General features: G+C 55.6%; 24 protein-coding genes and 4 tRNA genes. 9 read left to right on the top strand and 19 right to left on the bottom strand.

What is annotated here, in order from left to right:
* Positions 1 to 20 precede the first annotated feature (20 nt).
* From HYW18_01700 to HYW18_01725, 6 genes are all read right to left on the bottom strand, one after another.
* Positions 21 to 461: a GatB/YqeY domain-containing protein gene (locus tag HYW18_01700; protein MBI2484845.1), complete on the bottom strand. Its 441-nt coding sequence runs from the start codon at positions 459 to 461 to the stop codon at positions 21 to 23.
* A 64-nt stretch (positions 462 to 525) separates the two neighbouring features.
* Complete coding sequence (locus HYW18_01705) at positions 526 to 774, bottom strand: 30S ribosomal protein S21 (protein MBI2484846.1); 249 nt, start codon at positions 772 to 774, stop codon at positions 526 to 528.
* 42 nt (positions 775 to 816) lie between these two features.
* Positions 817 to 2,211 carry a histidine--tRNA ligase gene (locus HYW18_01710; protein MBI2484847.1) on the bottom strand — a complete coding sequence of 465 codons (1,395 nt, stop codon included), beginning with the start codon at positions 2,209 to 2,211 and terminating at the stop codon, positions 817 to 819.
* 3 nt (positions 2,212 to 2,214) lie between these two features.
* Positions 2,215 to 2,826, bottom strand: coding sequence for a signal peptidase I (lepB, locus tag HYW18_01715; protein ID MBI2484848.1), 612 nt, complete (start codon positions 2,824 to 2,826; stop codon positions 2,215 to 2,217).
* 63 nt (positions 2,827 to 2,889) lie between these two features.
* Complete coding sequence (locus HYW18_01720) at positions 2,890 to 4,962, bottom strand: hypothetical protein (protein ID MBI2484849.1); 2,073 nt, start codon at positions 4,960 to 4,962, stop codon at positions 2,890 to 2,892.
* 66 nt (positions 4,963 to 5,028) lie between these two features.
* Positions 5,029 to 5,105, bottom strand: a tRNA-Val gene (locus HYW18_01725).
* An 84-nt stretch (positions 5,106 to 5,189) separates the two neighbouring features.
* On the opposite strand from HYW18_01725, the gene HYW18_01730 reads away from it, so the two are divergent.
* The 3 genes from HYW18_01730 to HYW18_01740 are packed head-to-tail and all read left to right on the top strand — an operon-like array spanning position 5,190 to position 8,510.
* Positions 5,190 to 6,647 carry an LCP family protein gene (locus HYW18_01730; GenBank protein MBI2484850.1) on the top strand — a complete coding sequence of 486 codons (1,458 nt, stop codon included), beginning with the start codon at positions 5,190 to 5,192 and terminating at the stop codon, positions 6,645 to 6,647.
* 2 nt (positions 6,648 to 6,649) lie between these two features.
* Positions 6,650 to 7,996: a ribosome biogenesis GTPase Der gene (gene der / locus HYW18_01735; protein MBI2484851.1), complete on the top strand. Its 1,347-nt coding sequence runs from the start codon at positions 6,650 to 6,652 to the stop codon at positions 7,994 to 7,996.
* A gap of 1 nt (position 7,997) precedes the next feature.
* Positions 7,998 to 8,510, top strand: a complete 513-nt coding sequence (locus HYW18_01740) for an aminoacyl-tRNA hydrolase (protein MBI2484852.1) — start codon at positions 7,998 to 8,000, stop codon at positions 8,508 to 8,510.
* Positions 8,511 to 8,533: 23 nt separating this feature from the next.
* Here the strand turns inward: HYW18_01740 and HYW18_01745 are convergent, their stop codons facing one another.
* Positions 8,534 to 10,156, bottom strand: coding sequence for a hypothetical protein (locus HYW18_01745; protein MBI2484853.1), 1,623 nt, complete (start codon positions 10,154 to 10,156; stop codon positions 8,534 to 8,536).
* A gap of 84 nt (positions 10,157 to 10,240) precedes the next feature.
* On the opposite strand from HYW18_01745, the gene dprA reads away from it, so the two are divergent.
* The gene (gene dprA / locus HYW18_01750; GenBank protein MBI2484854.1) at positions 10,241 to 11,350 is read left to right on the top strand and encodes a DNA-protecting protein DprA; all 1,110 of its coding nucleotides are present in this window, start codon (positions 10,241 to 10,243) and stop codon (positions 11,348 to 11,350) included.
* An 81-nt stretch (positions 11,351 to 11,431) separates the two neighbouring features.
* Positions 11,432 to 13,924 (top strand): type I DNA topoisomerase, encoded by a 2,493-nt coding sequence (gene topA, locus HYW18_01755; GenBank protein MBI2484855.1) that lies wholly within the window; start codon positions 11,432 to 11,434, stop codon positions 13,922 to 13,924.
* Here the strand turns inward: topA and HYW18_01760 are convergent.
* On the bottom strand, positions 13,921 to 15,351 hold the full coding sequence (locus tag HYW18_01760) for a hypothetical protein (protein ID MBI2484856.1): 1,431 nt from the start codon (positions 15,349 to 15,351) through the stop codon (positions 13,921 to 13,923). The two genes, topA and HYW18_01760, sit on opposite strands and share 4 nt — an antisense overlap.
* A gap of 80 nt (positions 15,352 to 15,431) precedes the next feature.
* On the opposite strand from HYW18_01760, the gene HYW18_01765 reads away from it, so the two are divergent.
* Positions 15,432 to 16,934 carry a bifunctional (p)ppGpp synthetase/guanosine-3',5'-bis(diphosphate) 3'-pyrophosphohydrolase gene (locus HYW18_01765; GenBank protein ID MBI2484857.1) on the top strand — a complete coding sequence of 501 codons (1,503 nt, stop codon included), beginning with the start codon at positions 15,432 to 15,434 and terminating at the stop codon, positions 16,932 to 16,934.
* Here HYW18_01765 and HYW18_01770 read toward each other — a convergent pair.
* A complete protein-coding gene (locus HYW18_01770) occupies positions 16,921 to 17,757 on the bottom strand; it encodes a ParB/RepB/Spo0J family partition protein (protein MBI2484858.1) in 837 nt (278 codons plus the stop codon). The two genes, HYW18_01765 and HYW18_01770, sit on opposite strands and share 14 nt — an antisense overlap.
* Positions 17,754 to 18,551, bottom strand: coding sequence for a ParA family protein (locus tag HYW18_01775; protein MBI2484859.1), 798 nt, complete (start codon positions 18,549 to 18,551; stop codon positions 17,754 to 17,756). Before HYW18_01775 ends, HYW18_01770 begins: the two co-directional genes overlap by 4 nt.
* A gap of 179 nt (positions 18,552 to 18,730) precedes the next feature.
* Between HYW18_01775 and HYW18_01780 the strand changes: the two genes are divergently transcribed.
* On the top strand, positions 18,731 to 19,432 hold the full coding sequence (locus HYW18_01780; GenBank protein MBI2484860.1) for a hypothetical protein: 702 nt from the start codon (positions 18,731 to 18,733) through the stop codon (positions 19,430 to 19,432).
* 287 nt (positions 19,433 to 19,719) lie between these two features.
* Here the strand turns inward: HYW18_01780 and HYW18_01785 are convergent.
* Positions 19,720 to 19,806, bottom strand: a tRNA-Leu gene (locus HYW18_01785).
* Between the two features lie 75 nt (positions 19,807 to 19,881).
* Here HYW18_01785 and HYW18_01790 point away from each other — a divergent pair.
* Together HYW18_01790 and HYW18_01795 are read left to right on the top strand one after the other, a co-directional pair.
* A tRNA-Met gene (locus tag HYW18_01790) sits at positions 19,882 to 19,958 on the top strand.
* A 9-nt stretch (positions 19,959 to 19,967) separates the two neighbouring features.
* Positions 19,968 to 20,044, top strand: a tRNA-Met gene (locus HYW18_01795).
* A gap of 32 nt (positions 20,045 to 20,076) precedes the next feature.
* On the opposite strand, the gene HYW18_01800 is transcribed toward HYW18_01795, so the two are convergent.
* Genes HYW18_01800 through ruvX form a run of 8 tightly spaced genes read right to left on the bottom strand, consistent with a single transcriptional unit; the run spans position 20,077 to position 26,682 of the window.
* Positions 20,077 to 20,523 carry a small multi-drug export protein gene (locus HYW18_01800; GenBank protein ID MBI2484861.1) on the bottom strand — a complete coding sequence of 149 codons (447 nt, stop codon included), beginning with the start codon at positions 20,521 to 20,523 and terminating at the stop codon, positions 20,077 to 20,079.
* Between the two features lie 2 nt (positions 20,524 to 20,525).
* Positions 20,526 to 21,497, bottom strand: a complete 972-nt coding sequence (locus HYW18_01805; protein ID MBI2484862.1) for a D-alanyl-D-alanine carboxypeptidase — start codon at positions 21,495 to 21,497, stop codon at positions 20,526 to 20,528.
* On the bottom strand, positions 21,494 to 22,054 hold the full coding sequence (gene scpB / locus HYW18_01810) for an SMC-Scp complex subunit ScpB (protein MBI2484863.1): 561 nt from the start codon (positions 22,052 to 22,054) through the stop codon (positions 21,494 to 21,496). The genes HYW18_01805 and scpB overlap by 4 nt, the downstream gene beginning before the upstream one ends.
* A 3-nt stretch (positions 22,055 to 22,057) precedes the next feature.
* On the bottom strand, positions 22,058 to 22,771 hold the full coding sequence (locus HYW18_01815; protein ID MBI2484864.1) for a segregation/condensation protein A: 714 nt from the start codon (positions 22,769 to 22,771) through the stop codon (positions 22,058 to 22,060).
* Position 22,772: 1 nt separating this feature from the next.
* Positions 22,773 to 24,170 carry an aspartate--tRNA ligase gene (gene aspS / locus HYW18_01820; protein MBI2484865.1) on the bottom strand — a complete coding sequence of 466 codons (1,398 nt, stop codon included), beginning with the start codon at positions 24,168 to 24,170 and terminating at the stop codon, positions 22,773 to 22,775.
* 1 nt (position 24,171) lies between these two features.
* The gene (asnS, locus tag HYW18_01825; protein MBI2484866.1) at positions 24,172 to 25,479 is read right to left on the bottom strand and encodes an asparagine--tRNA ligase; all 1,308 of its coding nucleotides are present in this window, start codon (positions 25,477 to 25,479) and stop codon (positions 24,172 to 24,174) included.
* A gap of 50 nt (positions 25,480 to 25,529) precedes the next feature.
* Positions 25,530 to 26,288 (bottom strand): DNA repair protein RecO, encoded by a 759-nt coding sequence (recO, locus tag HYW18_01830; protein MBI2484867.1) that lies wholly within the window; start codon positions 26,286 to 26,288, stop codon positions 25,530 to 25,532.
* Positions 26,281 to 26,682 (bottom strand): Holliday junction resolvase RuvX, encoded by a 402-nt coding sequence (gene ruvX / locus HYW18_01835; protein ID MBI2484868.1) that lies wholly within the window; start codon positions 26,680 to 26,682, stop codon positions 26,281 to 26,283. Before ruvX ends, recO begins: the two co-directional genes overlap by 8 nt.
* Positions 26,683 to 26,684: the final 2 nt, after the last annotated feature.

The raw sequence follows: 26,684 nt of genomic DNA on the forward strand, positions 1-26,684 counted from the left end.
CTCTTTATCTTGTGTGGATACTACACGAGAATCTTCTCGGCAGTCGCACGGACGCGCGCGCCATCCGCCCGGCCGACCAGACGCTTCACCGCCGCTCCGATAACCTTTCCAATATCCGCTTTCGTCTTGGCACCCGTCTCCTCGATGACGGCGCGCACGACCGTTTCGATCTCGCTATCGCTCGCTTGCGCAGGGAGATAGGCTTCAAGCGTGGCAATTTCCGCACGCGCTTTCTGCGACAAATCCTCGCGCGCCGCCGATTCATAGGAGACGAGCCCGTCCTTGAGCGCCTTGAGTTCTTTTTGGATCACGGCCGTCGCCTCTTCATCGGTAAGCGCGTGCCCCACCTCGATCTGCCGATATTTCATGGCAGACTGCAAAAGGCGCAGCGTCGAAAGTTTACCCGCATCCTTCTGCTTGAGCGCAGAAGTAAGATCTTCGTGGATACGTTCGGAAAGCATAGTGGAAACTAGTATAACAGAATTTTGTGGAAACCAAAGAACGGCGCGTGGCCGTTCTTTTGTGTTATGTTCGTGTCGTTTGCGTCGGCCGCGGTTCTTCCTTCCACTGTCCTGTACGCATAAGGTATTCGCGCATGACCGAGAGTTCCAGTCGGCGCAAAGCCGAGGCGCGGCGTGCCGTCTTGTTCGGTTCGGCGTTGAAAAAACGAATCTTGCGGACCTGAAGCGTCCGTCCACTCAACTGCATGCGGCGGCTGAAGCGGCGGAAGAGGCTCTCAAAGCTTTCATTTTTTTTGCGTGTGACTTTCAACATAGTTTCACCTCCCAGAGGTGGGCATACGGTACCGATCGCACATTATTCTGTCAACCCGAGGCGTTTCTTCACCATCGAGACAACTTTGTTTGCATCTACGATTTCCTGGGCTCCCGATTCCATATCGCGAATGATAATCGTCCCGTCCAGAACCTCTTTTTGGCCCAAGATCAGCGTGATGGCAGCTTCCTGTTTGTTGGCCATCTCAAGTTGCGCCTTGAGCGCTCCTTTGCCAAACGCTTCCGCCACCGGCACGCCAGCAAGCCGAAACTCTTCATAAAGTTTCAGTCCCTTGCGGCGCGCGGAATCGCCCAGCTGCGCAAAGAAAATCTTGGGTTGAAAACGAGCGGGAGGATGTAGATTGAGTTCGCGCATGGCATTCACGACACGCTCAATCCCCACAGCGAACCCGCACGCCGGTGTTCCCTCGCGTCCGCCCAGCAATTCCACCAAACCATCATATCGCCCGCCAGCCGCAAGCGCCCCCTGCGTCGCCGTCGAGGAACTTTCACTCGATGTGTAGAGCTCAAAGACTGTCTTGTTGTAGTAATCAAGCCCGCGCACCAAAAACGGATTCAAGCGATACGGCACTTCCACCTCTTCCAAAAATTCCAAGACTTTCATGAAATGTGCCTTGCTCTCTTCATCCAGCCAATCCACAATCTGCGGCGCTTCAGCAAGCAGCTCTTTTACTGTAGGGTCTTTTGAATCAAGAAGTCGGAGCGGATTCTTTTGGAGACGCACTTTATCGTCCTCGCTCAACCGCGAGCGGAACTGGCGGAAGTACGCGACCAGCTCCATGATGTATTCCCGTCGCGTTTCGGCGGTGCCAATCGAGTTGACCTCCACAATCGCCGGAATGTCCAGGTCGCGGAAAAAACGAGAAGCGATGACTATAAGCTGGGCGTCCACGATAGGATCAGCTTCCCCGATGGATTCAAACCCGAATTGATGGAACTGGCGATACCGTCCTGCCTGTGGTCGGTCGTGCCGGAACATGGGGCCGAGATAGAAAAACTTTACCGGTTGCGGGCGGTTCAACATGCCGTGATTCACATAGGCCCGCGCGATCTGTGCAGTCGCTTCGGGACGGAGTGCCACGCGCGCGCCAGACTTATCCTCGAATGTATACATCTCCTTCTCGACGATGTCCGTGGCTTTCCCCACGCTCCGATTAAACAGTTCCTCGTACTCTAAGAGCGGGAGCTCGATCTTTGAGAAACTGTAATATTCCGCAAACGAGCGCGCACGGTCACGGATAATGTCCCAATACGCCTGTTCTTCGGGAAGCACGTCGCGGAACCCACGCAAGGTCTCAATAACCTTCACGCCTTTTTTTGGCATGTTCTCGGCCTCCTCTGGGGACGGCTTGGGTTTCTCTTCCTTCAACGGTACCGGCTTAACAAATTTCTTCTTTAGCGGTTTTTTGGCAGGCATAGATTAAAGGGTATCGTACACGGGCGTTTGAAATCCTCCAAGACGCGAAAACGGGAAGCCGCGGAACCAGACGCGGCCGACCATTAAGTCTCGCCCGACGGGACCGAAACTGCGCGAGTCAAGACTGTAATCCCGGTTGTCGCCCAGAAGATAATACTCCTGGGCTCCGAGTTCTACGCGCTTCTTCCCCACGGTCTCGGCGCCATCAAGATACGGCTCCTTAAGCGGAAGTCCCTCGGGGTATGCGTCGTTATAAATCTTTACGCGTCCCTCATCTACCTCGACTGTTTCGCCAGGAAGCCCGATAACGCGCTTGATAAAATACTGGCTTGGGTCCCGGGGATATTGGAAAACAATAATCTCGCCACGCTCGGGCTCACGAAACCGGTAGGAGATTTCGTCTATCACCAGATACTCATTGTCGTAAAAATTCGGTTCCATGCTGGCGCCGCGCACAATGAACGGCTGGATCAGAAAAGCGCGGATGGGGATGATGATCGCTGCGGAGATCGCCAAAATCTGCACGAGTTCTACAATAAAAACAATCACGGAGCCAAAGACCCCGAATCGTTCCGACCAATGCGCCCTCTCCGGCACCGAAGGCATGTCTTCCATAGGTGCGAGCACTTTATCAAGGAAATTTCCAAAAATCAACCCCTCCCTTCGCGAAGGGAGGGGTCAACTAGCAGCCTGTTTCTCTGCATGCGCCAGAGCATCTGCGTGGAGCTTGCGTTGAAGAATCTCGTTTTCGATTTTGAATTTGAGCTGGTACGCCTGCTGGAGCGCTTCGTGCGGTGTGGGGCGCGCCAAGAAACTTCGGGCCGTAAGTTGGCGAACGAAACGAAACGTGTCGGGGATCGCTCCGTAGGTCTTGAATTCTGTGATATGTCTGGCGAGTGATTCCTTCTGCGCCTCGGAAAACGGCGGATCCGTTTCCACACGGCCCTCGTAGATGGCCTGCATCTGCGCGAGATTATAATTCAGGTCGCCGTACTGCAGACCTCCGTGTTTGTCGTACGCGCGGTCTTCAAGAAGTTCTTTTACGCCCGTTCGCTTCATCTTCCCGTGCCCTAAGATATTCATGAGAATCACGCCCACGGCAAACGTATCCACTTTCGTCTGCTCCTTCCAGTCCGGAACCTTCGCTCTCGCGGCAACTTGCTCCGGAGCGATATAGAGCGGCGTCCCCACGACGTTTCCTTCTTTTGTCTCAAGAGGCGATTCTGACCGAAGCCGAGACGGCTGTGTTTGCTCAATCGCCTCACCGTCTGGAAGAGCGGCAAGATACTGTTGCATCCGCGCATTATCCCAATTGCGCGGTGACCACTTTTGCAATTCCGGAAGGTCGGCGAGTTCCTTGTACGCGTATCTCTCCACGAGCCTTTGCAAGCGTGGAACGAGCTCACGCATGCTCGCAATTTTTTCTTCTGAAGATAGTTCCTCTTGCGTCACAGCCGCTACATCTCTCAAAGCTTCCCAAATGGCCTCCTGCTCTTTCATGGGGAGAAGTTCCCCGAGGCGCTCCGCCTTACCCTGTTCCTCCGTCCGTGCAAGAAATCCGACACCCCGCACCGACACCAGGGTATACAGTGCATGCGCATCGTGAAGAATCTTCCCCCACAGAGTGTGCGTGGCCTCAGAAAACGCAACAACGTCTCCCGACCTGGACCCTTTGGCAAGTCCGAAGTCAAGAAGGTCAAGGCGCCCGTCGGCTCCGCGCATAAGGTTCGCCGGCTTCACGTCCCGATGCCGCAGACCGCGCGTATTCATGATCGCAAGCGCTTCAAGCACATCAATGATGTCGTTCATTGCCTTCGAGCAAACTTCAAGCTGTTCAAAACGATTTCCCTGTTGAAATACGCGCAGACTTTCCCGGCGGTGATCAATCAACTCTCGTTGAAATGACGAGCCTTCTACATATTCCATAAACACCGCGATAGCCTCGCGTGTGCGCACCGTCTCTTGCCATGCGTCGGCCAACACCTGAACTTTTTCTTTCTGTCTCGTCTGGAGACGAATAGCATCAAAGAAAGCCGGAAAATGCGCGGCCTCAACGGGAGAGAACTCTTTACCCTCTGCCATAATCCCCTTTGCAAGCGAAGAAAGAACCACGCCGTTTTCGTTGCGTCCGGGATGCAGAGCTGCATGCGCGGCAATCTCACGGGCCACCATGGTTTCCTTGCGGATTGTATCTTCCACAAGCGCCGGCTCGCCACGAGAAACCGCCACGATCTTCATGACAATTTTCTTCCCCGTCTCGCGCGAAGTCCCTACATACGCACGCGCCATCCCGCCTGCCCCCAAAAATTCAAAATCAAATGTCTGCCCATGAAGCTCAAGAGTTTTTGGTGCAGGAAACACGTGTCCATCTTTGTCCTCAAAACGGGAGGCCTCCATGGAATAGGTGTAGCGGCCCATCCAGCCGTGAACAAAAAGCGGGTTCAGATCTTTCAAGGTGGTAAAGATTCGTTCCGCTTGGTGTTCCTTCTGCTCTTCTGCGGACCACACGGGCCAGGCAAAACCTTTTTGGTCGCGCACACGTACAGCGGGGGGCATTTTTACTTCCACGCGCATGGCAGGGGCCCGCTCTTTTTCGAAGTTCGCCGTATCTTCCCACAACTCTTCTGGTAAATAGCCCGGGTCGTTCACCTGATCAATGTCTTCCACGCCATAAATCTCAATCGTAGGTTCCAGTGGAACCCGTGGCTCTTCGTTCTGCTCTTCCATGGACATGCGCTCAACACGTGGCATAACGAGGGCTATTGTAGCGGTTTTTTTGGCAGGAGACAAAAACTCTCCGTTCGAACGGAGAGTTTTTGGTGGACGTTGGAGGATTCGAACCTCCGACCTTTCGAATGTGAATCGAACGCTCTAACCAGCTGAGCTAAACGTCCATGCCGCTCGCACGGTACTCTAAAAAGAGGCATCTAGCAAGCCCGTTGGCTTCTCTTAAGCGACACGGTATACTGACCCAACTTATGGAGGAACCCCGCGTGAATCTGCTTCACAAGAACACCGAAGAAATGTACGGCCGACGGCCGCGCCCCTTTTTTTTGCGTGCGCGCGTAGTAGGCACGGTGATCGCTCTTACCCTTGTGATTGGGATCGTCTTTTCCGCGACATCCAAAGACGCCTCCGAGGAGGTCGGCGGCTCCGTATTCACAACCATCTCGCGCCTTGTTCGCTCGGCCGATAAAGAACTTTCTGGAGAAACAGACGACCGTGTAAATATCCTCCTACTTGGCATCGGGGGGAGCGGGCACGATGGGCCAGAGCTCACAGACACTATTATTTTTGGGAGTTTCCAACCATCCACGAAACAAATCGGCCTGCTCTCGATCCCCCGCGACCTCGTGATCCCCCTCGAGGGGTACGGCTGGCGCAAGATCAATCACGTGAACGCATATGGAGAGGAGCAAAAACGTGAGAGTGGGCCAGAGCTTGCTGCACAAACGATTGGAGAAATCCTGGGCCAGCCGGTTCACTACTGGATAAAGGTAGACTTCAAAGGTTTTGAGACCTTCATAGACGCCATCGGCGGCATCGACGTGGACGTGGCGCGCGCCTTCACCGACCCCGCCTATCCGCTTGAAGACGAAGAGGGCACCATCACGACCCTCCATTTTGAAACAGGGCCCCAGCAGATGGATGGAAAGACCGCCCTGCAATTTGTGCGCTCGCGTCACGGCGACAACGGCGAAGGGTCGGACTTTGCGCGCGCCGCCCGCCAGCAGCTGGTACTCGTCGCGGTAAAGAAGAAATTACTTTCCGCCTCCGTGCTGTTGAACCCGGCGCGCCTCACGCGCTTAGTGGGAACGTTGCGCGAGAATATGCGCACGAACCTTTCTTCGTGGGAGATCCTGCGCTTGGCGCGCATGGAAGATCTCTTCACTGGACCGTCTATCAATCATATTGTGCTCGACACACGCCCCGGTAGTCCGCTGTACGAAACGACAGCGGGCGGCGCGTATGTTATCTTGCCGCGCCACCAAAACTGGGATCGCATCCAAGACATTGCAAAAAATCTTTTCGACGCGTCCGAAGCAGATCTTGTTTCGCGCGAAGCGGCGCCGCGCGGCATCACGCTTGACATTCAAAATGGCACAGACATCCCAAGCCTCGCCGCCACCGTGGGCAACCTTCTACGCGAGGAAGGGTACACCGTCGCCGATGTAGGAAACGCCGAAATCAACGGCGTGAAGGAAACGATCATCTATGACCGGAGCTACGGTGCCTATCCCGCCGAGCTTCTTGCTCTTGCGGATTATCTTAACGCACGCATTTCCCAATCGGCAGGCGGCTGGCTGGTAAGCCAAGAGATCGTCCCCGACGAACTCACGATCCGGCCTATTGACGTTGCCTCGGCTGGCCCGCCGGTTGACTTTCTGGTCATTCTTGGGGAAAGTACCGTGGATCGCCTCTCCTTGCGACCCTAGCTATGCCTACTCTTCCAACCGTCGCTATTGTCGGCCGAGCAAACGTGGGAAAATCCACGTTGTTTAATTGTTTGGTGGAAGAGAAGAAAGCACTGGTCTCTCCGGTGGCCGGTACGACGCGCGATCGGCAAGAGGGGTACGTGCTCTGGCGCGGCCACGTCATACGTGTGCTCGATACGGGCGGACTCGACATCAAACACCCGGACGACATTGAACGCGAGATCATCCGTCAGACCGATCTTGCCACAAAAGAGGCCGACGTGGTTCTTCTCCTTCTCGACGCGGGCGTAGGGCCTATGGAATTCGACCGTGAGCTCTATCGGCGCGTGCAGAAACTCCACAAGCCCGTGGTCATCGCGGCAAATAAATGCGACACGAAGCCCGCCAAACGACAGTCTTCTGCCGACTGGCGATTCCCGGGCGGGGAACCCACGCGCATTTCTTCCATCCGTGGAGAAGGAACAGGCGATCTCCTCGATCATTTGTTCGAGTTGTTTGAAAAATTAGGCAAGCCGCCCGCTCCGCAATCGGAGGTCATACCTGTGCGTGTCGCCATGATCGGTAAACCCAACGTAGGAAAGTCCTCTCTCTTAAATAGCCTACTGGGCGAGGAACGCTTCATCACCTCCCCCGTGGCGCACACAACCCGTTCGCCAAATGACGTACGTACAGAGCATGACGGTCACTCCTATATATTTATTGATACGGCCGGTATTCGCCGGCGCGTCAGCCGCGAATATACGCCCATGCTGGAGAAAGCGGGGGTGGAACAAACGCGCGCCACGCTTCGGCGCACCGACGTCGTACTGTTCGTGATAGACGCCACCGACGCCATCGGTGTCCAAGAAAAAGTTCTCGCGGGAGAAATTGCCGACTCCGGTGCCGGCGTAATCATTGTGGTGAATAAGTGGGATCTGGTGGAAGAAAAAAAGACCGGCACCATCAACACCTATCAAGAACGCATCCTCGACCATCTCCCCATGCTTGCCTTTGCACCGCTTATGTTCGTGAGCGCAAAGACGGGTCAGCGTGTCGCGCGTTTGTTCGCCGCCATTGGAGAGGTGCAGAAAACACGTTTCTCAGAGTTCGACGACGAAGCCGTGGAGGCGTTTCTGCGTCAAGCCATCGCGCGCCACCGTCCCACGAAGGGCATGGGCACCGCGCCGCCGAAGATTATGGGCATGCGCCAAATCGGCACGGCTCCCCCTACGTTTGTGATTGCGGTAAAATCCAGGCATACAAAAAAACTCCACACATCCTATGTGCGCTATCTTGAAAACCGGCTTCGGGAAACCTTCGAGCTTTCTGGCGTCCCTGTGCGCTTGGTGGTCAAAGCCGTCGCGTCGTAATATGCGCCCACTCATCGTGGGGCTTGGCAATGTCGGCAAGGAGTATGAGCAGACACGGCATAACGTGGGATTTGAAATCGTAGACGCACTTGCAAAAGGAAAAAATCTTTCATGGAAAAAGGAGGCGGCACGACACGCGTTTGTGGCCACATCGCGAGAAGTGATTTTGGCAAAGCCCACCACCTACATGAACCGCTCGGGAGAGGCTGTACGAGAACTTGTGTCGTTTTACAAACCCTCCCGCATCGTGGTGATCTACGATGACGCCGACTTGCCCATGGGAGAAATCCGTGTGCGCGGAGACGGTCGGAGTGCAGGCCACAACGGAATTGCGTCCGTCATTGAACATATTGGAGAGGAGGCGTTTACGCGTGTGCGTGTAGGCATCGGCCGGCCAGAAAACAAAGATATTCCTCTTGAAGATTGGGTGCTCGGAACGTGGAATGAGGAGGAATGGAAAAAGATAAAAAATATTGTGGAGGAGGCCACACAAAAAGTCGAAATCCAGCCGTAGGGCTGGATTGAGGAGAAAGAACACTACTTGATGTCTTCGCCGTAGCAGCTCTGGGCTCTGCCTTCGGCGTTCTTGGTGCAGAGGGTGGGAATGCCCCCGCAGTAGTACCGGTCGTAGAGGGTGCGCTTCTCGCGACCCTTCACGTTGACGGCACCGGGCACGCACTCGCCCTTGAGGACATCGCCCGTCAGCATCGCCTCGAGCGCGCGCTGGGCGTACCCAGCTTTCTTCTCGGCGGCGAGAGCGCGCTCGTCAGCCTTGCCGAACTTGGTCTCGGCCAAGTGCGCCGAAGCGGCAGACTCCGCCGCAGCGGCTTCAGCAGCCGAGCGCAGTTCCTCCCGACGGGACGTTTCCTTCGAGAAGACGGTGATGAGACTGGCCACGTGGTCGTTCATCCACTCCGACGACTCGCCGATGCTCGCGATCTGCTCGCTCTGGGTTGCGTCCACGCGGCCCTGGTGCATCCAGAACGCAACGATTCCAGTAGCAAGGACGGTAAAGAGGCCGATCACGATCGTCCGCACACGCTTGAGCGCGTGGAGAGCCAGAGAGAGGCGTTGACCGAGATCTTCCACCTGCTTCACGGACGGGAGCGCGATGACCGGCATCGGCCGCTCCGTCCCGGGGGTCGTCTGCTGCCTGGACGGCGGCGGCTCGGGGTAGGCCAGCCTGCGCAGTGCCACCATCCCCTGCTCCATGGTCATGAGCCGATCCCACATACCGTCGAAGACCGCACGGTTGTACGCCGGCTCTCCGCTTCCGTCGCAGATGACCGCGACGATCTGCGTCCACATGCCCGTGAGGTCCGGACGACTGATCGTGAAGGGGAACTTCGTCGCCAGGATGGCCCAGACATTCTGGGCGTTCATCGCCTTGGGAGCATCCCCCATCCCGAGGACCTCGGCCCACAGGTAGTCGCGGCGCAAGTTGGGCAGACGCCACAGATCTTCGGGACTGGGCGGCGCCTTCGCTGCCTGATCTTCACGCTTGAGCTGCTTCCAGATCGTGTCAAAGCTCGCCCGTCCGAGGGGAGGAAGATCACCCTGGCAGAGCATCAACTCCACCATCAGGTTGAAGTCAAGACGCATCTGCGGAAGAGCGACGATGTTGGGGAAGTGCCGCTGAAGCAGCCGCCAGGCGTTGTCCTCGTTGATGTCCCGAGGGTCCATCCCCTCGATCTCGAAGACCCGGCAGAGATACGCCCACCGGACGTCCAGGCCCCTCCAGTTGGCCTCAGGGTTCGGATCCGGCGCCACGGGCGGGCCGTTGCCCCCTCCGTTCGCTTCAAGTTCCGCCGCCACGCGGTGCATCTCGTCGGGGTCGAAGCCCTCCGTTTCCTCATCGTTCCCGATGCCATCGTGGATGGCTGCGGCCAGCACGTCCCGCCGACGGTCACCCTGGAACAATGGCCCCTCCGGAATGCCGGGAATGGATCCCCCCTCTTCGTCTGCTGTCTGCACCGGCGGGGCACCACCAACCACCGGCACGATGCCGGGGCGCGGAAGATCCGTCGAGCCGGGGGCAGCCTCTCCCTCATCCCCAGGCGGTCGGGGAAGAAATCCCTCGTCTTCCACGATCTGTGCGGGACCCTTCTGGCCCTTGTTTCCATCGTTGCTTGAAATGAGCATTCTGTTGTCTCCCTCCATAGGTCGCCAGACCCACAGGAGCCTCGGATGCTAACAAGAGAACTTCCTCTCGTCAAGCATCACAAGTACAATAGCATGCACCCTATGTTGACGACGGAGTTGCAAAAAACTGACCTCCCCTTCGCCCTCGCCGCCGCCCGTTTTCCCAAATTCGGCGCCAAACGCCTGGCGCGCCTCAAGAAGGCTTTTGGGAATTTCGAGACCGTATGGGGTGCCGAGGCAAGAGACCTGGCGCGGGCGATCGAGCACATGGCGCTTGCCGAGGAGTTTGTCGCGGCACGACGAACCATCGAACCAGCAGAAGAAGTCGACAGGCTTGCGCAGACAGGCGTGTCAGTGGTGTGGATCGAAGAAGAGACGTACCCAGCTCTTCTGCGCGAAATCCATGACCCACCTCCCTTCCTTTTTCATCGCGGCGCCCTTCCAAAACCAGCCGACGTTCTTCTGTCCGTTGTGGGAAGCCGTCACATGAGTCGTTATGGCGCAGCTGTCCTTGAGATGTTTATGCCAGAACTCGCGCGCTCCGGTGTGCACATTGTAAGCGGTCTTGCACTTGGGTGCGACGGGTACGCACACGAACTTACCGTGAAGCACCGCGGATGCACCTATGGAATTGTCGCGGGCGGATGTGACACCGAGAGTATCACGCCCGGACAAAATCGCGCGCTGGCGCACGCCATGATCGCCGCAGGGGGTGGGGTGATCTCTGAACAACCTGTGGGTACCGCATCCTATCCGTCATCTTTTCCGCTGCGCAACCGATTGATTGCTGGCATCAGCCGCGCCACATTAGTGATCGAGGCCGCTGAAGCGTCCGGCTCGCTTATCACTGCGCGTCTGGCGCTCGAAGAAAATCGCGACGTCCTTGCCGTTCCGGGTCCCATCAATGCTCCTATGAGTATCGGCACAAACCGGCTCGTGCGTTTTGGTGCGCATGTTGTTACCTCGGCCGAAGACATCCTCTCTCTTTTAGAGCTTGCCCCCACCACCCCTGTACCCGCGCGCATCGTCGAGCCACAAAACGCAACCGAAGCGGCTCTCCTCCCCCACCTCAACACGCACGGCATACATGTAGACGAGCTTGTGCGGGCCAGTCGCCTCCCTACCACCCTCGTTCTCCAAACCCTTACCGCCATGGAACTGCGCGAGGTCGTTGTCCATATCGGAGGGAATCATTATCGGTTGAACGGGTAGCAAACCAGGATGTACAGATCGTGGTCCCCGCTTGACGAAGTCCGTCGCTCTTGTCATTGTGTGTCCCATTGACCGCCCTGCATGAGTAAACTCCTCATCGTCGAGTCGCCGACGAAAGCAAAAACGATCTCGAAATTTTTGGGACATGACTATCATGTTCTTTCTTCGTACGGTCACGTGCGCGATCTCCCCAAGAGCGATCTTGGGGTGGACATCGAGCACGGATACGCTCCCACATATGAAGTATCGCCGGACTCGCGCAAACACGTGACAGCGCTCAAAAAGGCCGCAAAGGAAGCAGACGAAGTCCTCTTTGCGACGGATGAAGACCGTGAGGGAGAGGCTATCTCCTGGCACCTGGCAGAGATTCTTGGTATGGAACCCCGCGAGGTAAAACGCGTCGTATTCCACGAAATCACCAAGCGCGCCATCGAGGAAGCGCTCGCCCATCCGCGGCCGCTCGAAATGCCGCTCGTAGACGCCCAGCAAGCCCGGCGTATTTTGGACCGCCTCTACGGTTACGAAATCTCCCCCCTCCTGTGGCGAAAGATCGCGCCAAAACTTTCCGCCGGCCGCGTGCAAAGTGTTGCCACGCGCATCATTGTGGAACGCGAACGCGAACGCATGCGATTCGTGCGCGCCGGTTTTTGGGACGCACACGGCGTGTTTTGCAAATCAGATGCCTGCTTCCCCGCACGACTGGTGGAGGTGAAAGGCGCGCGCTTGGCAAATGGAAAACATTTTGACGCCGCAACCGGGCTCCTTACAAAGGAAGCAAAAGAAAAAGGATTTGTCGTCCTTGATGAAAAAACTGTGCGCGATCTTGTAGAGACATGGAAAACCACGTCGTGGAGTGTAAAGAGCGTGGAAGAGAAGCCGGCCGTCTCACACCCAAGTGCGCCGTTTACCACAAGCACTCTCCAACAAGAGGCCGCACGCAAACTCCGCTTATCGTCCAAAGAAACCATGCGCTCTGCCCAATCGCTCTACGAGCGGGGGTTCATCACCTACATGCGCACGGATTCCACGACGCTTTCCGCACAAGCGATCTCTGCGGCGCGCTCCATCGTGACCACGCGTTTCGGCAAAGAAAACCTCCCAGCGGAGGCACGCCAATACCAGACAAAAGTAAAAAACGCGCAAGAAGCGCACGAGGCCATACGGCCCTCCGGAGAAGCATTTGCCGATCCGGAAGAAGTAGCCAAAGAGATGAATCCTGCCGAGGCAGCGCTTTATGATTTGATTTGGAAACGTACGATCGCCTCGCAAATGATCTCCGCCTCACTTCGGCACACCACCGTAGAAATTTCCAACAACGAAGCGCTTTTCTCCGCAACAGGGAAAATTGTTGATGTGCCGGGGTATCTGCACGTGTATATGGAGGGGAAGGACGAAACGGAAGAAGAGGCTGAAGCAACTCTGCCGGCGCTTGTCGCAGGCGACAAACTTACGGCACAAGAGCTCTCCCCAGAATCGCACGAAACAAAACCACCTGCGCGTTATACGGAAGCCTCTCTCATTAAAATGCTCGAAGCAAACGGCATTGGCCGCCCAAGCACATTTTCTTCCATCATCTCGACCATCATGACACGCGACTATGTGCGTAAGGTAGGCCAAGCGCTTGTGCCGACATTCAAAGCGTTTGCGGTCGTGCAGCTTCTGGAGCAATGGTTTACACATCTGGTAGACATTGGCTTTACGGCAGAAATGGAGGAGGGGCTCGACGCCATTTCGCGCGACGAAAAAGAGGCGACGCCGTTTTTGGATGCCTTCTACCACGGGGGCACGTATCCGGGTCTTGCGGGCATGCTGAAGGCCGAGATTGATCCAAAAGAAGCGTGCACCATCGCGCTCTCCCAACATCAGGGTTCTCCGGTCAATATTCGCGTGGGACGCTTCGGTCCCTACTTGGAGTGGCGAGACCTTCGCGTATCCTTGCCCGAAGACATGTCTCCCGAGGATGTCACGCCCAAAGCGGCCGAAGAACTCCTCTCGAAAAAAGCCGAGGGACCACGAAAGCTTGGAGACGATCCGGAAGGCGGACTCCCTATCTATGCGATGAGCGGACGCTTTGGCCCTTACGTCCAGCTTGGAGAAAAATCCGATGAGAGTAAGCCAAAGATGAAAAGTTTGCCGCGGGGCATGAGTGAGCAGGAAGTTTCTCTTGAACAAGCCGTGTACTTATTGTCTCTCCCGCGCGAAATCGGCACACATCCAGAATCCTATGAGCCCGTCGTGCTTGATCTTGGACGGTTCGGCCCCTACATCAAATGCGCAAGTGAGAGCCGAAGTCTGAAAGCGGAAGATTCCATCTTCACATTGACGCTCCCGCGCGCGCTCGAGCTTCTGGCGCAAGAGAAAGTGGGTCGTGGCGGACGGCGCATAACGAAAAAGACTGTCTTGAAAGATCTTGGGGAAGGCCTGCAGATTCTCGATGGCCGCTACGGTCCCTATGTCACGGATGGAAAAAAGAATGCGTCGCTCCCCAAAGGAACAAGCGCGGAAGACATGACCGTAGAATCCGCCCAGACGCTTCTCTCCGAGAAAAAGACAAAGCGCAAGAAAAAGTCTTAGTGATGGTCTTTCTTTTCGTGTCCTCCGCCTCCATGACCCCCTGCGGGTTTTTTTGGTTTTCCAAAAAAGAGGTTGCCGACCACGGGAAAAAGGCGCTCGCCGCGCTCTTCCCACGGCTTCGGACGCTCGTGCGGAGGGTGCAGGTGATCCAAACCAAAGCCAAAGCCAAAATATTTTCTTGTCCAACTACCAAATCCGGCAAGTTGATTTACTACGCCATCTGTCCACTGTTCCCCATAGTATAGGATGGGTTCGCCAAGCACGCGCCACGCGGAGCGCAGAAGATACCCGGCGGAAAGTCCCGTGAATGCCGCCGTGCCCAGCAGCCCGCGACCGACGTGCCCCAAAAACGGATCGCCTTTCACCTCCCCCTTTCCCACCCTCTCAAGCACTCGTTCATCTTGTGTCATCTCCCACAGCAGCTGGTTCATCTCAAGACGTTTGACGGGGTGCCACCACGATGGCGGATGAACAACGTCGCCCGTCACGGTACTTTCTATGTGCCCGTGCGCATTTTCACGATACGGCGCCACAAGTTTTTTGGTTTCTTCCGAAAGCCAAGCGTCGCCGTAGTTCTTCCACCCCTTCTCGGGAAGTCCGAAAACATCCTGCAGAGAAAATCCCTCTTTGTCTTCCACCGTCGTGCGTTCGTGCATCTTGTCCGACGTCATCTTCATGAACCGCTCAAAAGCGCCCTTCGCTTTTTCAAGCGTGCGCGCATAGGCAGCCTCGGATGCTTTGAGCCGCTGCTTCACGTCGGCAAAATCCAGCTCTTCATCGTTGCGAAGATTTTGGATCGTCGTGTGTAATTCTTCTCGCGCCTTATAAAACTTCAGAACAGCTTCTTGGTCACCATCAAGCTTTTCATCGCTCTGCCGGTCTCGAACCCGAATCTCTTTCACCTCTTTATCACGTTGGAGTGTCCGCAAGATGGCCAGTTCCTGCAAAATTTTGAAGTAGTCCGGCGGATCGCCCTCGTGGTGATCGATAGTGACGAAGTGAAGATCCGGGTCGGTGGCATAGGTATCTCCCACGCGAATGCCTATGTCTGACATCCCCACAGCATCCTGCAAACGAACAGCCGTACTCTCATCTGCTTTGTAGACTCCCACATTCAACTCTACGACCCCATCGGTACGACGCACATATTCTCGCGCTAAATGCGCGCCGGGATTACGCTCCCCGCGATTTTTTGAAATGGCGCGTTCCTGTGCGGTTTTAAGCGCATCGAGAATCGCACGGTTTGTAAGCACCTCCATCGCCGCCGTCCTTCGAAGGGACGCTCCCGCCTGTTTTTCGGCGTCCTCGAGCACCTGACGAGCATGGCGTTCCCGTTCGCGAAGTTCCGCCATCGTTGCCGCGTGCGCCATGTCCGGATTGCCGAGGGAAGCTCCAGGTCTTCCGTGATCAGGCGAATGCGTCGTCATATGGCTCGCATTCTACCAAAACACCGCAAATCCGCACAGCCGCTTGTCGAGACGCAAGGGGTACGTTATCGTGGGTGGATATGTTGGGTACTTTGGAGGGCCTTCTGGGCGTCATTGCGGAGAACTATCCATCGGGGACAGACGCCTCGCTTGTTGAACGTGCTTATCAATTCGCGAGAGCGGCACACGAGGGCCAGATGCGCCTTACCGGGGAGCCGTACATCACCCATCCCACCATTACCGCCACGAAATTGGCCGCCATGAAACTTCCCCTTGCCGTCGTGGCCGCCGGACTCCTGCACGATGTCCCCGAAGACACCTCGCGCACAAGCGAGGAAATTCGCGCCGCGTTCGGGGATGATATAGCCAACATGGTGGAAGGCGTCACAAAACTTGGAAAAGTGAAGTTCCGGGGGATGGATCGGTATGTGGAAAACCTGCGAAAAATGTTCTATGCCATGGCGGAAGACATTCGCACCATCTACATTAAATTCGCCGACCGTCTGCACAACTTGGAAACCTTGAGCGCCCAGCCCATCCCTAAACGTGAACGCATCGCCCGCGAGGTACTCGAGATCTATGCCCCCATCGCAAATCGTCTCGGCATGGGAGAATTTAAAGGAGCCTTTGAGGATCTGGCGTTCCAATATTTAGAACCAAAAAAATATCAAACGGTCAAAGCGCTCCGCGACAAAATCTTGCGCGCGCGCGAAGGCGTGCTTTCGCGCATGATCGACGCTCTGAAGAAAGATTTGCTTGCCGAAGACCTTCAGTTTGTCTCTGCCCACGGCCGCATGAAGCACCTCTACAGCCTCCACCAAAAACTAGAACGGCACGACAATGACATTGCGCGTATCTATGACCTCATCGCCATCCGTGTGATCGTGAAAAAAATCCCGGATTGCTATACCGTGCTTGGTATCGTGCATAACCGGTGGAAGCCGCTAAAGGGCCGCATTAAAGACTACGTCGCCCAGCCAAAACCAAACGGCTATCAGTCCATTCACACAACGATCTTCGGCGACGACGGCATGATCGTAGAGGTACAAGTACGTACCGAGGAAATGCACGAGCTTGCTGAATACGGACCGGCGCGGCATTGGCAGTACAAAGAAGGAAGCGTTCCCATCACCAAGCTTGATACGCGCTGGATCAATGAACTGGTGAAAGTGCAGAAAGAGCTCACCGGCAAGGAGGAGTTTCTGGAACACCTGGAAGACCTGAAGCTTGATGCATTTCGCGACCGCATTTTTGTCTTCACCCCCAAAGGAGATGTCATTGACTTAGCCGAGGGTTCCACGCCGATTGATTTTGCTTACGCCATCCATTCGGAGATTGGGAATAAATGCGTTGCAGCGCGCGTGAATGATCAAATGGTGCAGTTAGATGCCCCTCTCAAGTCGGGCGACTTGTGCGAGATTGTCATTGATAAAAACCGCAAAGGGCCAAATCCCGACTGGATGGATTTCGTGAAAAGCCGGCATGCGCGTACGAAAATCAAAGACGGGTCGCGCAGCACGATCCGCCAATGGCTGAAATCCAAGTTTGATAAAAGCCGTGAGCGAAAGATCAAAGGTCTATAAGGCGGCTCAAGAGATCACGGAGCTCTTCTTTTGAGTAATAGAAGAAGGAAACTTTGTTGGTGTCAATTTCAACTTTCGTCCCAAAAACTTCTCGAAGTTTCGCGGCATGCGCGGCAAGATTCGGGTCAGCCCCCTTCTTTCCCAATCGTTTTGTTCCAATCCCGACGTGTCCCTCTGCTTGGCGCACCGTAAGGCCGCCCGCAAGCATGGCTTGAAAAAGAGTCTCGCGTTTCGCCGGGTCTGTTTCGGAAAGCAGCGTGCGCGCATGCGTGCGCGTAATTTTGCCGTCACGAAGCGCACTCTTCATGGCTTCGGGAAGATCGAGCAGTCGCATCGTATTTGCCACCTCTGAACGGCTCTTCCCCACGCGCTCCGCCGCGGCCGCTTGCGTCAAATTAAATTCCTCAATAAGCGCCTTATATGCCACGGCTTCCTCCAACGCGCCGAGTTGCTGGCGCTGAATATTCTCAATGAGGGCCAATTCCAATTTCTCCTGATCAGATGCCGTGCGCACCACGGCCGGCACCTGCGCCATGCCAAGATCGCGTGCGGCACGCAGACGGCGCTCTCCGGCAATAAGTTCAAAACCGTCCCCCCGGCGCGTGACGATAAGCGGCTGGAGGATCCCGTGTTCCTTGATAGATACCATCAGGTCGTCCATCTCGCTTGCCGAAAAATGTTTGCGTGGCTGAAACGGATTCTCCGAAATCTTCGCTACAGGAATTTCCTGCATGCCGTCTTTGGCAAGTTCAGGAAGCACCTGCGACGTAAGACTTTCTTTTTGTGGTAACAGGGCGCCAAGCCCTCGGGCAAGTCCGCTCATAGTGTGGCGGGGTCGGGTTCGATGGTGCCGCCCGATTCGCGCAGGAGAAATTCCCGTGCAAGCCGGTCGTACGCCTTCGCCCCCTTCCCGGAAGGATCATAATGTAAAATAGTTTTTCCGGCAGATGGCGCCTCGGCCAGCCGTACCGTGCGTGGAATGACCGAACGGAAAATGCGGTTGGGAAAATACCGATACAGTTCTTCAAGCACATCACGCGACAGCGTTGTTCGGCTGTCGTACATCGTGATGACCGCGCCCATGATCTCGAGCTCCGGCTTCAAACCAGATTTTACCAAATCAATCGTTTGCATGAGTTGGCTCAACCCTTCAAGGGCAAAGTATTCTGCCTGCACGGGAATAAGAACAGAGTCAGCTGCTACAAGGCCGTTCACCGTAAGGAGGCCAAGCGAGGGCGGGTTATCAATAATAATGTAATCGTAGTCGTTGCGCACCTCGAGCAGCGCTTGGTGGAGTTTCCACTCACGCTCGGAAGAGCCGACAAGCTCCACCGGCGCGCCTGCAAGATTCATGGTAGCGGGGATCACACGCAATCCCTCATGCGCGGTAGCTTGTACAACTTCTTTGGGTCGGCGCACACCCATGAGGATCTCGTAGATGCCGTGCGGGATCACGCGATAATCCAAACCGAGGCCGGACGTGGCGTTTGCTTGCGGATCCAAATCCACCAGCAAGACAAACTTACCGTAATACGCAAGATAGGCCGCGAGATTCATCGCGGTCGTCGTCTTCCCCACTCCTCCCTTCTGATTCACAACGGAAACAATGTGGGCCATAGCAGGAGTGTGCATAGTATAGCAGACGGAAACGATTGACAGAAAGGCATTTCTGTGTAACTCTTGGGCTACCCCCCAAGGGGTGCACGAGACTGGATGGGTCGCCCGCAATCCTGCGGGGATGCCAAAAGGTCTCATGGTGGGACGTCCGGCATCCGGAGTCGCCACAGGAGTCAGTCATGCACAATCACAGCAAGCCCGTGAGCTCCGTCCTGTCGTGGATCGCCTGGGTCTTCATCAACCCGACGGTTCTGGCCGTCGTGGGCACGTTCTTCTTCATCTGGCTCTTCGCTCTTCCGGGTGAGCCTTTCTTCGATGGGCCCATCGTGACGGCGAGCGACAAGATGACCTTCGCTGCCTTGTTCGCCTGCGGTTCCGTGGTCCTGGGAGGATCTATGTTCATGAGCATGAACATGATGAACTCCCATCTGAAGCGCCATCAGATGGAGGCGAGCCGCCACCGCCTGGAGGGAGCGCTCTCCATGTCGTACATCTGCAACACGCCCGGCGCAGAAGAGATGGGGTTCCAATACCGGACGCCCGAGGACACGCTTCGGCTCCTCGTGACGGCACTGCGTGAGTTGCCCCAACGAGATGCGTGGAACATCACCGAGGAACAGCTGCGCGTGCTCGTGCGTCACGGCCTGAACGCGCAAGTGGTGCACAGTCAGCTCCTCGTCCTCGAGGACTTTCTGCGCGAGCCGCGCAAGCTGGCGCAGAGCAAGGGACTCAACGACGTGCTGGCCGCGATCGTCCCCTACCTCGAGTTCGTCCGCGAGACTGCGCTCATGAACTGCGATCCCGACACGGCTACGCGGCGGCACTACCTGATCCGTGAGGCACTCGAGAAGGTGGCGCCCGTCATCACGAGGACGAACTAGTTCCGTTCCTTCTTGTCTCCCGTAGCTCGTAAGAGCGAAGGAGAATCACACGACCCCCCTGGGTCGTTTTCGATTTATCCGTATCTGAAATTGAGTTTCGAAGTGCACTAATATCTACAGGTTTTATTCGATACTTAGTTTCGAAACTTCGTCTCGAAAACAGTCTCAAAAATCGTACAAGACACAAGATCCATAAACCTCACGCAAGGGCCGATCGGCCCTTGCGTGAGGTTTATATGAGGTCTATATGCTATATGGAAGAAAAACAAAAAGACCTTTGTGGTCTTTGGTGCCGGGAGAGGGACTCGAACCCTCAAGGGCTTGCGCCCACGGGATTTTGAGTCCCGCGCGTATACCAATTCCGCCATCCCGGCATTGCAAGCAGGATACTAACAATTCTTGGATTACTTGACAATCAAGCAGTTGGACTATAGCATTCAGCCACACGACGCGGGGTAGAGCAGCCAGGTAGCTCGTCGGGCTCATAACCCGAAGGTCGCGGGTTCGAATCCCGCCCCCGCTACCAATTGTTCGGGGCTGGGTAGCTCAGTTGGTTAGAGCGAGGGACTCATAAGCCCTAGGTCGCCGGTTCGATTCCGGCCCCAGCTACCATATAAAGACCATCTCTTGGTTCTTTTTATTTTCTACAGAACTCCCATCACCGTATCAGTGAGAATACCGACAATGATGCCGGCAATGGCCACACCAACCACGATCGCGGGAATGGCAAAACGCGCAGGGATGCCAAAGAGCACCGCCGCCACAGCACCACTCCATGCGCCGGTAAGCGGGAGTGGGATAGCCACAAAAATACACAGTGCCACCGCACCATACCGTTCATACGACGGCCCAAACTTTTTCCGCGTCCGCTCAAACCACCACAGAAGCCACCGATGGAGAAAGGGAATGTACCGCTCGATAATTTTTACCGACCACGCCAAAAAGAAAAACAGAGGGATCGCCGGAACAAGATTGCCAATCACGGAAAGAAGGTACGCCTGCCAAAACGGCATACCGCCGGCGAGAGCAATGGGAAGCGCCCCGCGCAGTTCCACAATCGGCAAGGCCGCAATTAATAAAATCTTCCACATAGTTACAGAGTCTCATCCGGCCAGCGATACACATCAAACGCCCACTGCGAGAGCGCCTTCGCTTCTTGGAACCGACTCTGCGCTGTCTCGGACCCAAGCACCACTGTGTAGAGTGCATGCCCCACGCCATCCTCCACGCGCACACCAACTCCGTACCCCGCAAGCGGAAGGTATCCCGTCTTCCCTACGGCGATCGCATAGGGCGGCGCATTCAAGTAGGAGGCAAGAAGATTGTTTGTGGTAGGAATACTGTATGTGCGGCCAGAGGTACTGGAAAATTCAGCAAGAGGAATACGAGATATCTCCGTGATGGTCGGGTTGTCGAGCGCTGCTTTGAGTAAGACCACGATGTCCCGTGCCGTGGCCACATTATGCGGATCAAGTCCCGTAGGTTCGACAAAGGCCGCGCGGCGCATCCCTATCTCTCCTGCCTTTTCGTTCATACGCGCCGCAAACTGCTCGGGGGAAAGGCCGGACAGACGCGCGAGCGCTATTGTCGCCGGATTGTCTGACCCCACCAGGCTTGCCTCAAGAAGATGGCGGACGCTCACTTCATCCTCCACATACAGATGGTCACGTCCGCCCTGGCGTAAGTCCACCGGGAGAACACTTGCCGGAGCGGAGACATCTGGGTTGGTCTCCAAAAAGACAAGCGCCGCTAATAGTTTCGTAAGACTTCCAATGGAGCGCACCTCTTCAGGATGTTTTGCAAAAAGCTCTGCTCCGCTTCCCGCATCCGCCACCAGCACGCTTGATGCTGTGGTAATAACCCCAAGCCGTGTCGCATCTACTTTCTCGGGAGGACGCAAACCACTCGTCGGAAGAGGAGCGGGAATCCACGCGCTTATCCCCTCCACCAGGGCAGGCGCCTCTTTCGCTTCCGGAAGCGTGGCGTATTCCAACGCAGACGGTGAAGTAGGAACAAATTCCACCATCGCTGCGGCAAGAACAAGTTGCGTAAATAAGCGGATCATACCGAGTCCTCCGGCATGGCGGAGAGCTGTGCTTGAAGCCGCGCCACATCTTCATTCTTTGCAAACGCGGTGTAGTTTGGAAGCTGCACAACCGACGTGCATCCCAGATGCCGAAGAAGTGTTGGACTCACACGGTAGGTAGGTTGCATCTTTTGTTCGTTGGGTTCTTCTACAACCATGTCGCGCATCAGCAAATGGCGAAGGATCAGCGTGCAATTCACTCCGCGTACTTGCTCAATCTCAGGCTTCGTCATCGGCCCGCGGTACGCAATCACCGTAAGCGTTTCAAGCGCTGGGCGTGTGAGTTCGCTCGCGGCATCCTGTTTGACGAACTGTTCCAGGTCGCTCGCATAGGCAGGATTGCTTACCAGTTGAACGTCCTCGCCTGTTTCCAGCACGCATACGCCCGCATCTGTCGCATGGCAGCGCGACACAAGTTCTGTAAGTGCTCCCCCCACCTCTTCTTTCGTGCACCCAAGCGCGCGTGCGAGTTGGGCACGCGAGAGAGGTTTGGCAACCGCGAAGAGTACGGCTTCAAGACGAGAGGAAAGAGACATAGCCTAGATGCGTTCAATGGTAATGTCGCGAAAGGTCGCAGACTGACGTGTGCGCACAAGCCGCTGTTTCATAAGCTCAAGAAGCGCCAAAAAGCTTACCACCACATCTATTCTTCGAGACGCACCCGACGTGAGGTCACGAAACGCGAGCGTCGCACGCGACATAATGGCAGCGCGTAATTCCTGCATGCGCTCCGCTACCGACGCCACGCGCTCCATCGTAGTACGCTTAAGAGCAAAGAATGGTTCAAGTATACGCAGCACGCGTGCAAAAGCTTCTTCCAGAACCTTCCCTGTAAGCGTCGAGGGAAATGCACGTGTCTTGAGTGTCGGCAGTTGCGGCCTCGGCCGTTCTGCCATTTTTGGCAGGAGAGAAAACGCTTCCTCGATGTGCGGCGCCAATTCCATAAAGAGCTTGTAGAGTTGAACTTGCAGGGCAAGTTGCTCTCCTGTCCGTTCCTCCTCTGCTTTCTTCTCTGGGAGCAATTCTTGGGACTTCAGATAAAGAAGACGCGAGGCGACAAGGAGAAAATCTGCAAGTTCGTCCGCCGGTACTTCATGCGTATCGAGATACCGCAGATATTGTTCGGTAACGGCCGAAAGGGAAACTTCCGTGATCGGCATCTCTTCGTGCTCGATCAATTCCAGCAATAAATGAAGCGGTCCAGAAAACCGTTCGGTCTCGATAGTGTACGCAGGTCGTTTGCGATCCTCCATGTTATACAATCTTTATATGCGCCTCGCGGAGCGCTTTGGCGGACACATCGCTTGGCGCACCCATCATGGGGTCGCGCGCGTCACCCGTCTTTGGGAAAGCAATCACTTCACGGATGTTGGGCTCCCCCGCCAGCAACATAACGATGCGATCAATACCCGGCGCGAACCCTCCGTGGGGTGGCGCGCCAAACGTGAACGCTTCAAGCATATGACCGAATCGTGTCTGTTGTTCCTCCTCGCTTACCTTCAAGAGATCGAAAATGCGCTTTTGCAGATCACGTTCGTGAATACGGATACTGCCCGACGACAACTCATAGCCATTTAAGACAAGGTCATACGCATTCGCACGAATCGTTAGAAGATCTTCTCCGGCCATAAATTTTTCGCGGTCCTCTTCATGGATGGAGCAGAACGGATGGTGCTTCGCGGCAAGCTCGCCTTCTTCGTCCATTTCGAACATGGGGAAATCAAGCACCCAACCAAACGCGAGTTCGTTTGGATCACTTTTATCTTGGCGAAGATCGGGCTTGTCCGTGCCGTACTTTTCTATCGCCTCGTTGTACGAAAGACGTGCGAATGGACGCGTGGAGATCCGCTTGTCCGGAAACAATTTTTCCACAAGGGCGATAAACATAGCCTCTGTGTATTGCAGAACATCTTCTTGCGTCACAAAGGACATCTCAAAGTCGAGCTGTGTAAACTCAGGCTGGCGATCACCGCGCTGGTCCTCATCGCGAAAGCACCGCGCCACTTGGAAGTAGCGCTCGAACCCTGCCACCATGCAGAGCTGTTTGAACTGCTGCGGCGATTGCGGCAAGACGTAGAACTTCCCTTCGTGGATGCGCGACGGCACAATAAACTCGCGCGCCCCCTCGGGGGTGCCTTTCATAAGGATCGGCGTTTCAATCTCCACGAAATCATGTGCATGCATGTATTCGCGGAAAAAAGTGATCACGCGGTCACGTAGCCGGATATTTCGCTGCATGCGCTCCGCACGAAGATCCAGGTATCGATATTTCAACCGAAGCTCCTCGTTGATACCAGACGTTTCTTTGTTGACCTCAAACGGCGGCGTCGCCGCTTTGTTCAACAACCGCACGTCTTTTGCCGCTACCTCAATCATGCCCGTGGGGAGGTCCACATTCACTTGCTTCGCACCGCGTTTTTGCACAACACCAGAAACTTCCACAACATATTCATGGCCAAGCCCGCTCACCACTTCGATCGTATCAGCCGAAAGATCCGGCTTGTAACACACAATCTGCACCAAACCACTCCGGTCGCGCAAGTCAAAAAACACCAATTTATCCCCCATGATACGCACAGAATGCACCCAGCCCTTCAGAAGGACAGCGTTCCCTTCTGCATTCACCGTCTCCCCAGCAAGTAAGCGCTCCATATTATGGTGTCAAACGATTAATAGTTCTTGGGAAAGGGATCGTCTCGCGCACGTGGTTGACGCCGGTAATCCAGCGTACCCAACGCTCTAATCCGACACCGCCGCCCGCATGAGGAATTCCTCCGTACTTCCGCACATCCAGATACCATTGGTAATCTTCCACGCGGTAGTTGCGCTCTTTCAGGTTCGCCAAGAGCTTCTGGTAATCGTTTTCACGCACGGCTGCTGTCGCAATCTCTCCGGCACCCTCAGGCGCAATCAAATCGGCACAGTATCCGCGTTCAATACCATCTGCGTCTGTATAGCGATGCATATAGAACGCCTTAACCGCGTAGGGATAGTCTTCAATAAACACAGGGAGTTGATAGATCTCGCCGATTTTCTCTTCAGCCTCGGTGTTCAGATCATCCTCTGCCGTCAAATGAAAACCGTGTTGTTCATTAAGCGTTCGGATCATGTCACGTAGTTTGAATCTTGGGAACGGTTCCTTTGCGGCGCGGGCCAAGAGCGTCGTGTCGCGTTCCAATATCTTCAATTCTTGTGCGCGTTCCTTCAATACATGCGTGAGCACGTACTTCAACAGGCGCTCCGTGAAATCCATGCTCGCCGCTTGATCGAACAACGGCGCTTCCCAATCCATCATCCAAAACTCATTCAGGTGCTTGCGCGTCTTGGATTTCTCGGCGCGAAACACCGGCCCAAAGTCGTACACTCGGCCAAGTCCATGCTCCATTGCCTCCAAATAAAGTTGCCCCGATTGCGTGAGGTATGCCGGTGTACCGAAGTGATCCACCGCATAAAGTTCCGTAGTGTCTTCGCAAGATGTTGGTTGAAAGATCGGCGTATCTGTGCGCGTGAATCCTTCATGGCGCAAAAACTCCACAATGCGCCAGGTTATCTCATCACGAATGCGCAGCACCGCCCACGGCGTGGCAGAACGTACGTAGAGGTGACGATTGTCGAAAAGAAATTCAGGGCCGTGCTCTTTCTTCGCGATCGGATAGTCTTCTTCGGCAAGCGAGAGGATTTCAAATCCCGTTCCTTCTACTTCGTATCCGGACGGAGCCCGCGGTTCAGCCTTCACGACTCCGCGCACAACCACAGAAGACTCCATCCGCACCCTCGTAAGTTCCTGCCAAAGAGACTCCTCCACTCCCCCTTTGCTGTAGACTATTTGAACAAAGCCCGTCCCGTCACGAAATTGCAAAAAGAAAATCTTTCCGCTCGAGCGAAAGTTGTAGGCCCACCCTTTCAGTTCCACCTCCTCCCCAACCTCCCCCGGCAGATCTGCCACAAAACACGTATGCATAGCAGGGAAAAGTGTACCCAATCTGGGGTTGCGGCGCAATGCGGGGCCGTTTAAGTAAAAATCATCTGTGAAAGGGAGACGGCGGGGAGGGCCGGGGCATGAGCAAGAAGGAGAGATTCGACCACCTCCCCCATTTCGACAAGCACCTCCGGAGAGCGCGCCAACCGGTTGACCTCATCCAGAGCCTCACGTCGGGCAAAACGCAAAACACGAATCGTATCAGGACTCAAAGACTTTCCGGTTATCCCTTCTTGTGCGGCAGCGCACGCTTCGCAAAGAAGCCCTCCCTTAAGCGAGGACCACGTGGCCTTCTCGCGAATAGATTGACGACATTCTACGCACAGAGAGAGCTCCGGCCCGTAGCCGGCGGCCGAAAGAAAGTGGAGAGCCACGGTGTACCAGGAAAGCGCGTCGAGACGTTCGTCAGGCGTGCGTAGAAGAAATCGCATCCATTCCTCAAGCGCGGTATAGGTATGCGGTTCGGCGTGATGAAGACGCGTCGTAAGGTCGGCAAGCGCGCGCGCCGCGTGCGCATATACGCTCGCTTTCGGACGTCGGGCCAATAAAGGAAAAGATTCTACCGATTCTACGCCGGCCACCGTAAGGCCGCGCCTCCCTTCAACGACAAGAACCTGCACAACGCCAGGCGATTCGAGTTGCGGAGTAAGCTTTGCTAATATTTTCGCCCCGCCCTTTGCTAAAAGTTCCACCTTGCCATGCGTGCGGCTTAAAAAAACATACACGCGGTCCGCCTCCCGGTGCGCGCGGCGGTGGAGCACCATGCCGGTTGTTGAAAAAATATTACCCACGCGTTTTTTCTAGATAGTCTTGGAGCAATAACATAGCGGCAAGGGCGTCTTCCTTCACGCGCGAGCCGTGCTCTCTCTGCAAGCGACGGCTTTCCGTGGTCGTAAAGCTTTCCTCTATCTCCTCCACCAGCACCGCCGTGGAGCTTGAGAGCTTACGCAGAAAATCAAGCGCGATGTCGGTCTGCGCGCTGGCGCTTCCATCCGCTTTGCGCGGCACTCCCACTACAATGCGGTCGAATTGTTCGGCGCGCACAAATCCGGCGATGCGCTCCGCCATCTTCCCCGGTTCGTTGTCGTGATACCAAACATCAAGCGGGACAGCGGTCTTCGCCTGTGTGTCCGCAAGCGCCAGCCCCACCTTGCGTGTTCCATAGTCAACGCCAAGCACGCGCATAG

It is taken from the genome of Candidatus Uhrbacteria bacterium, from assembly GCA_016187485.1.
Taxonomy (GTDB): domain Bacteria; phylum Patescibacteriota; class Patescibacteriia; order UBA9934; family UBA10169; genus JACPJO01.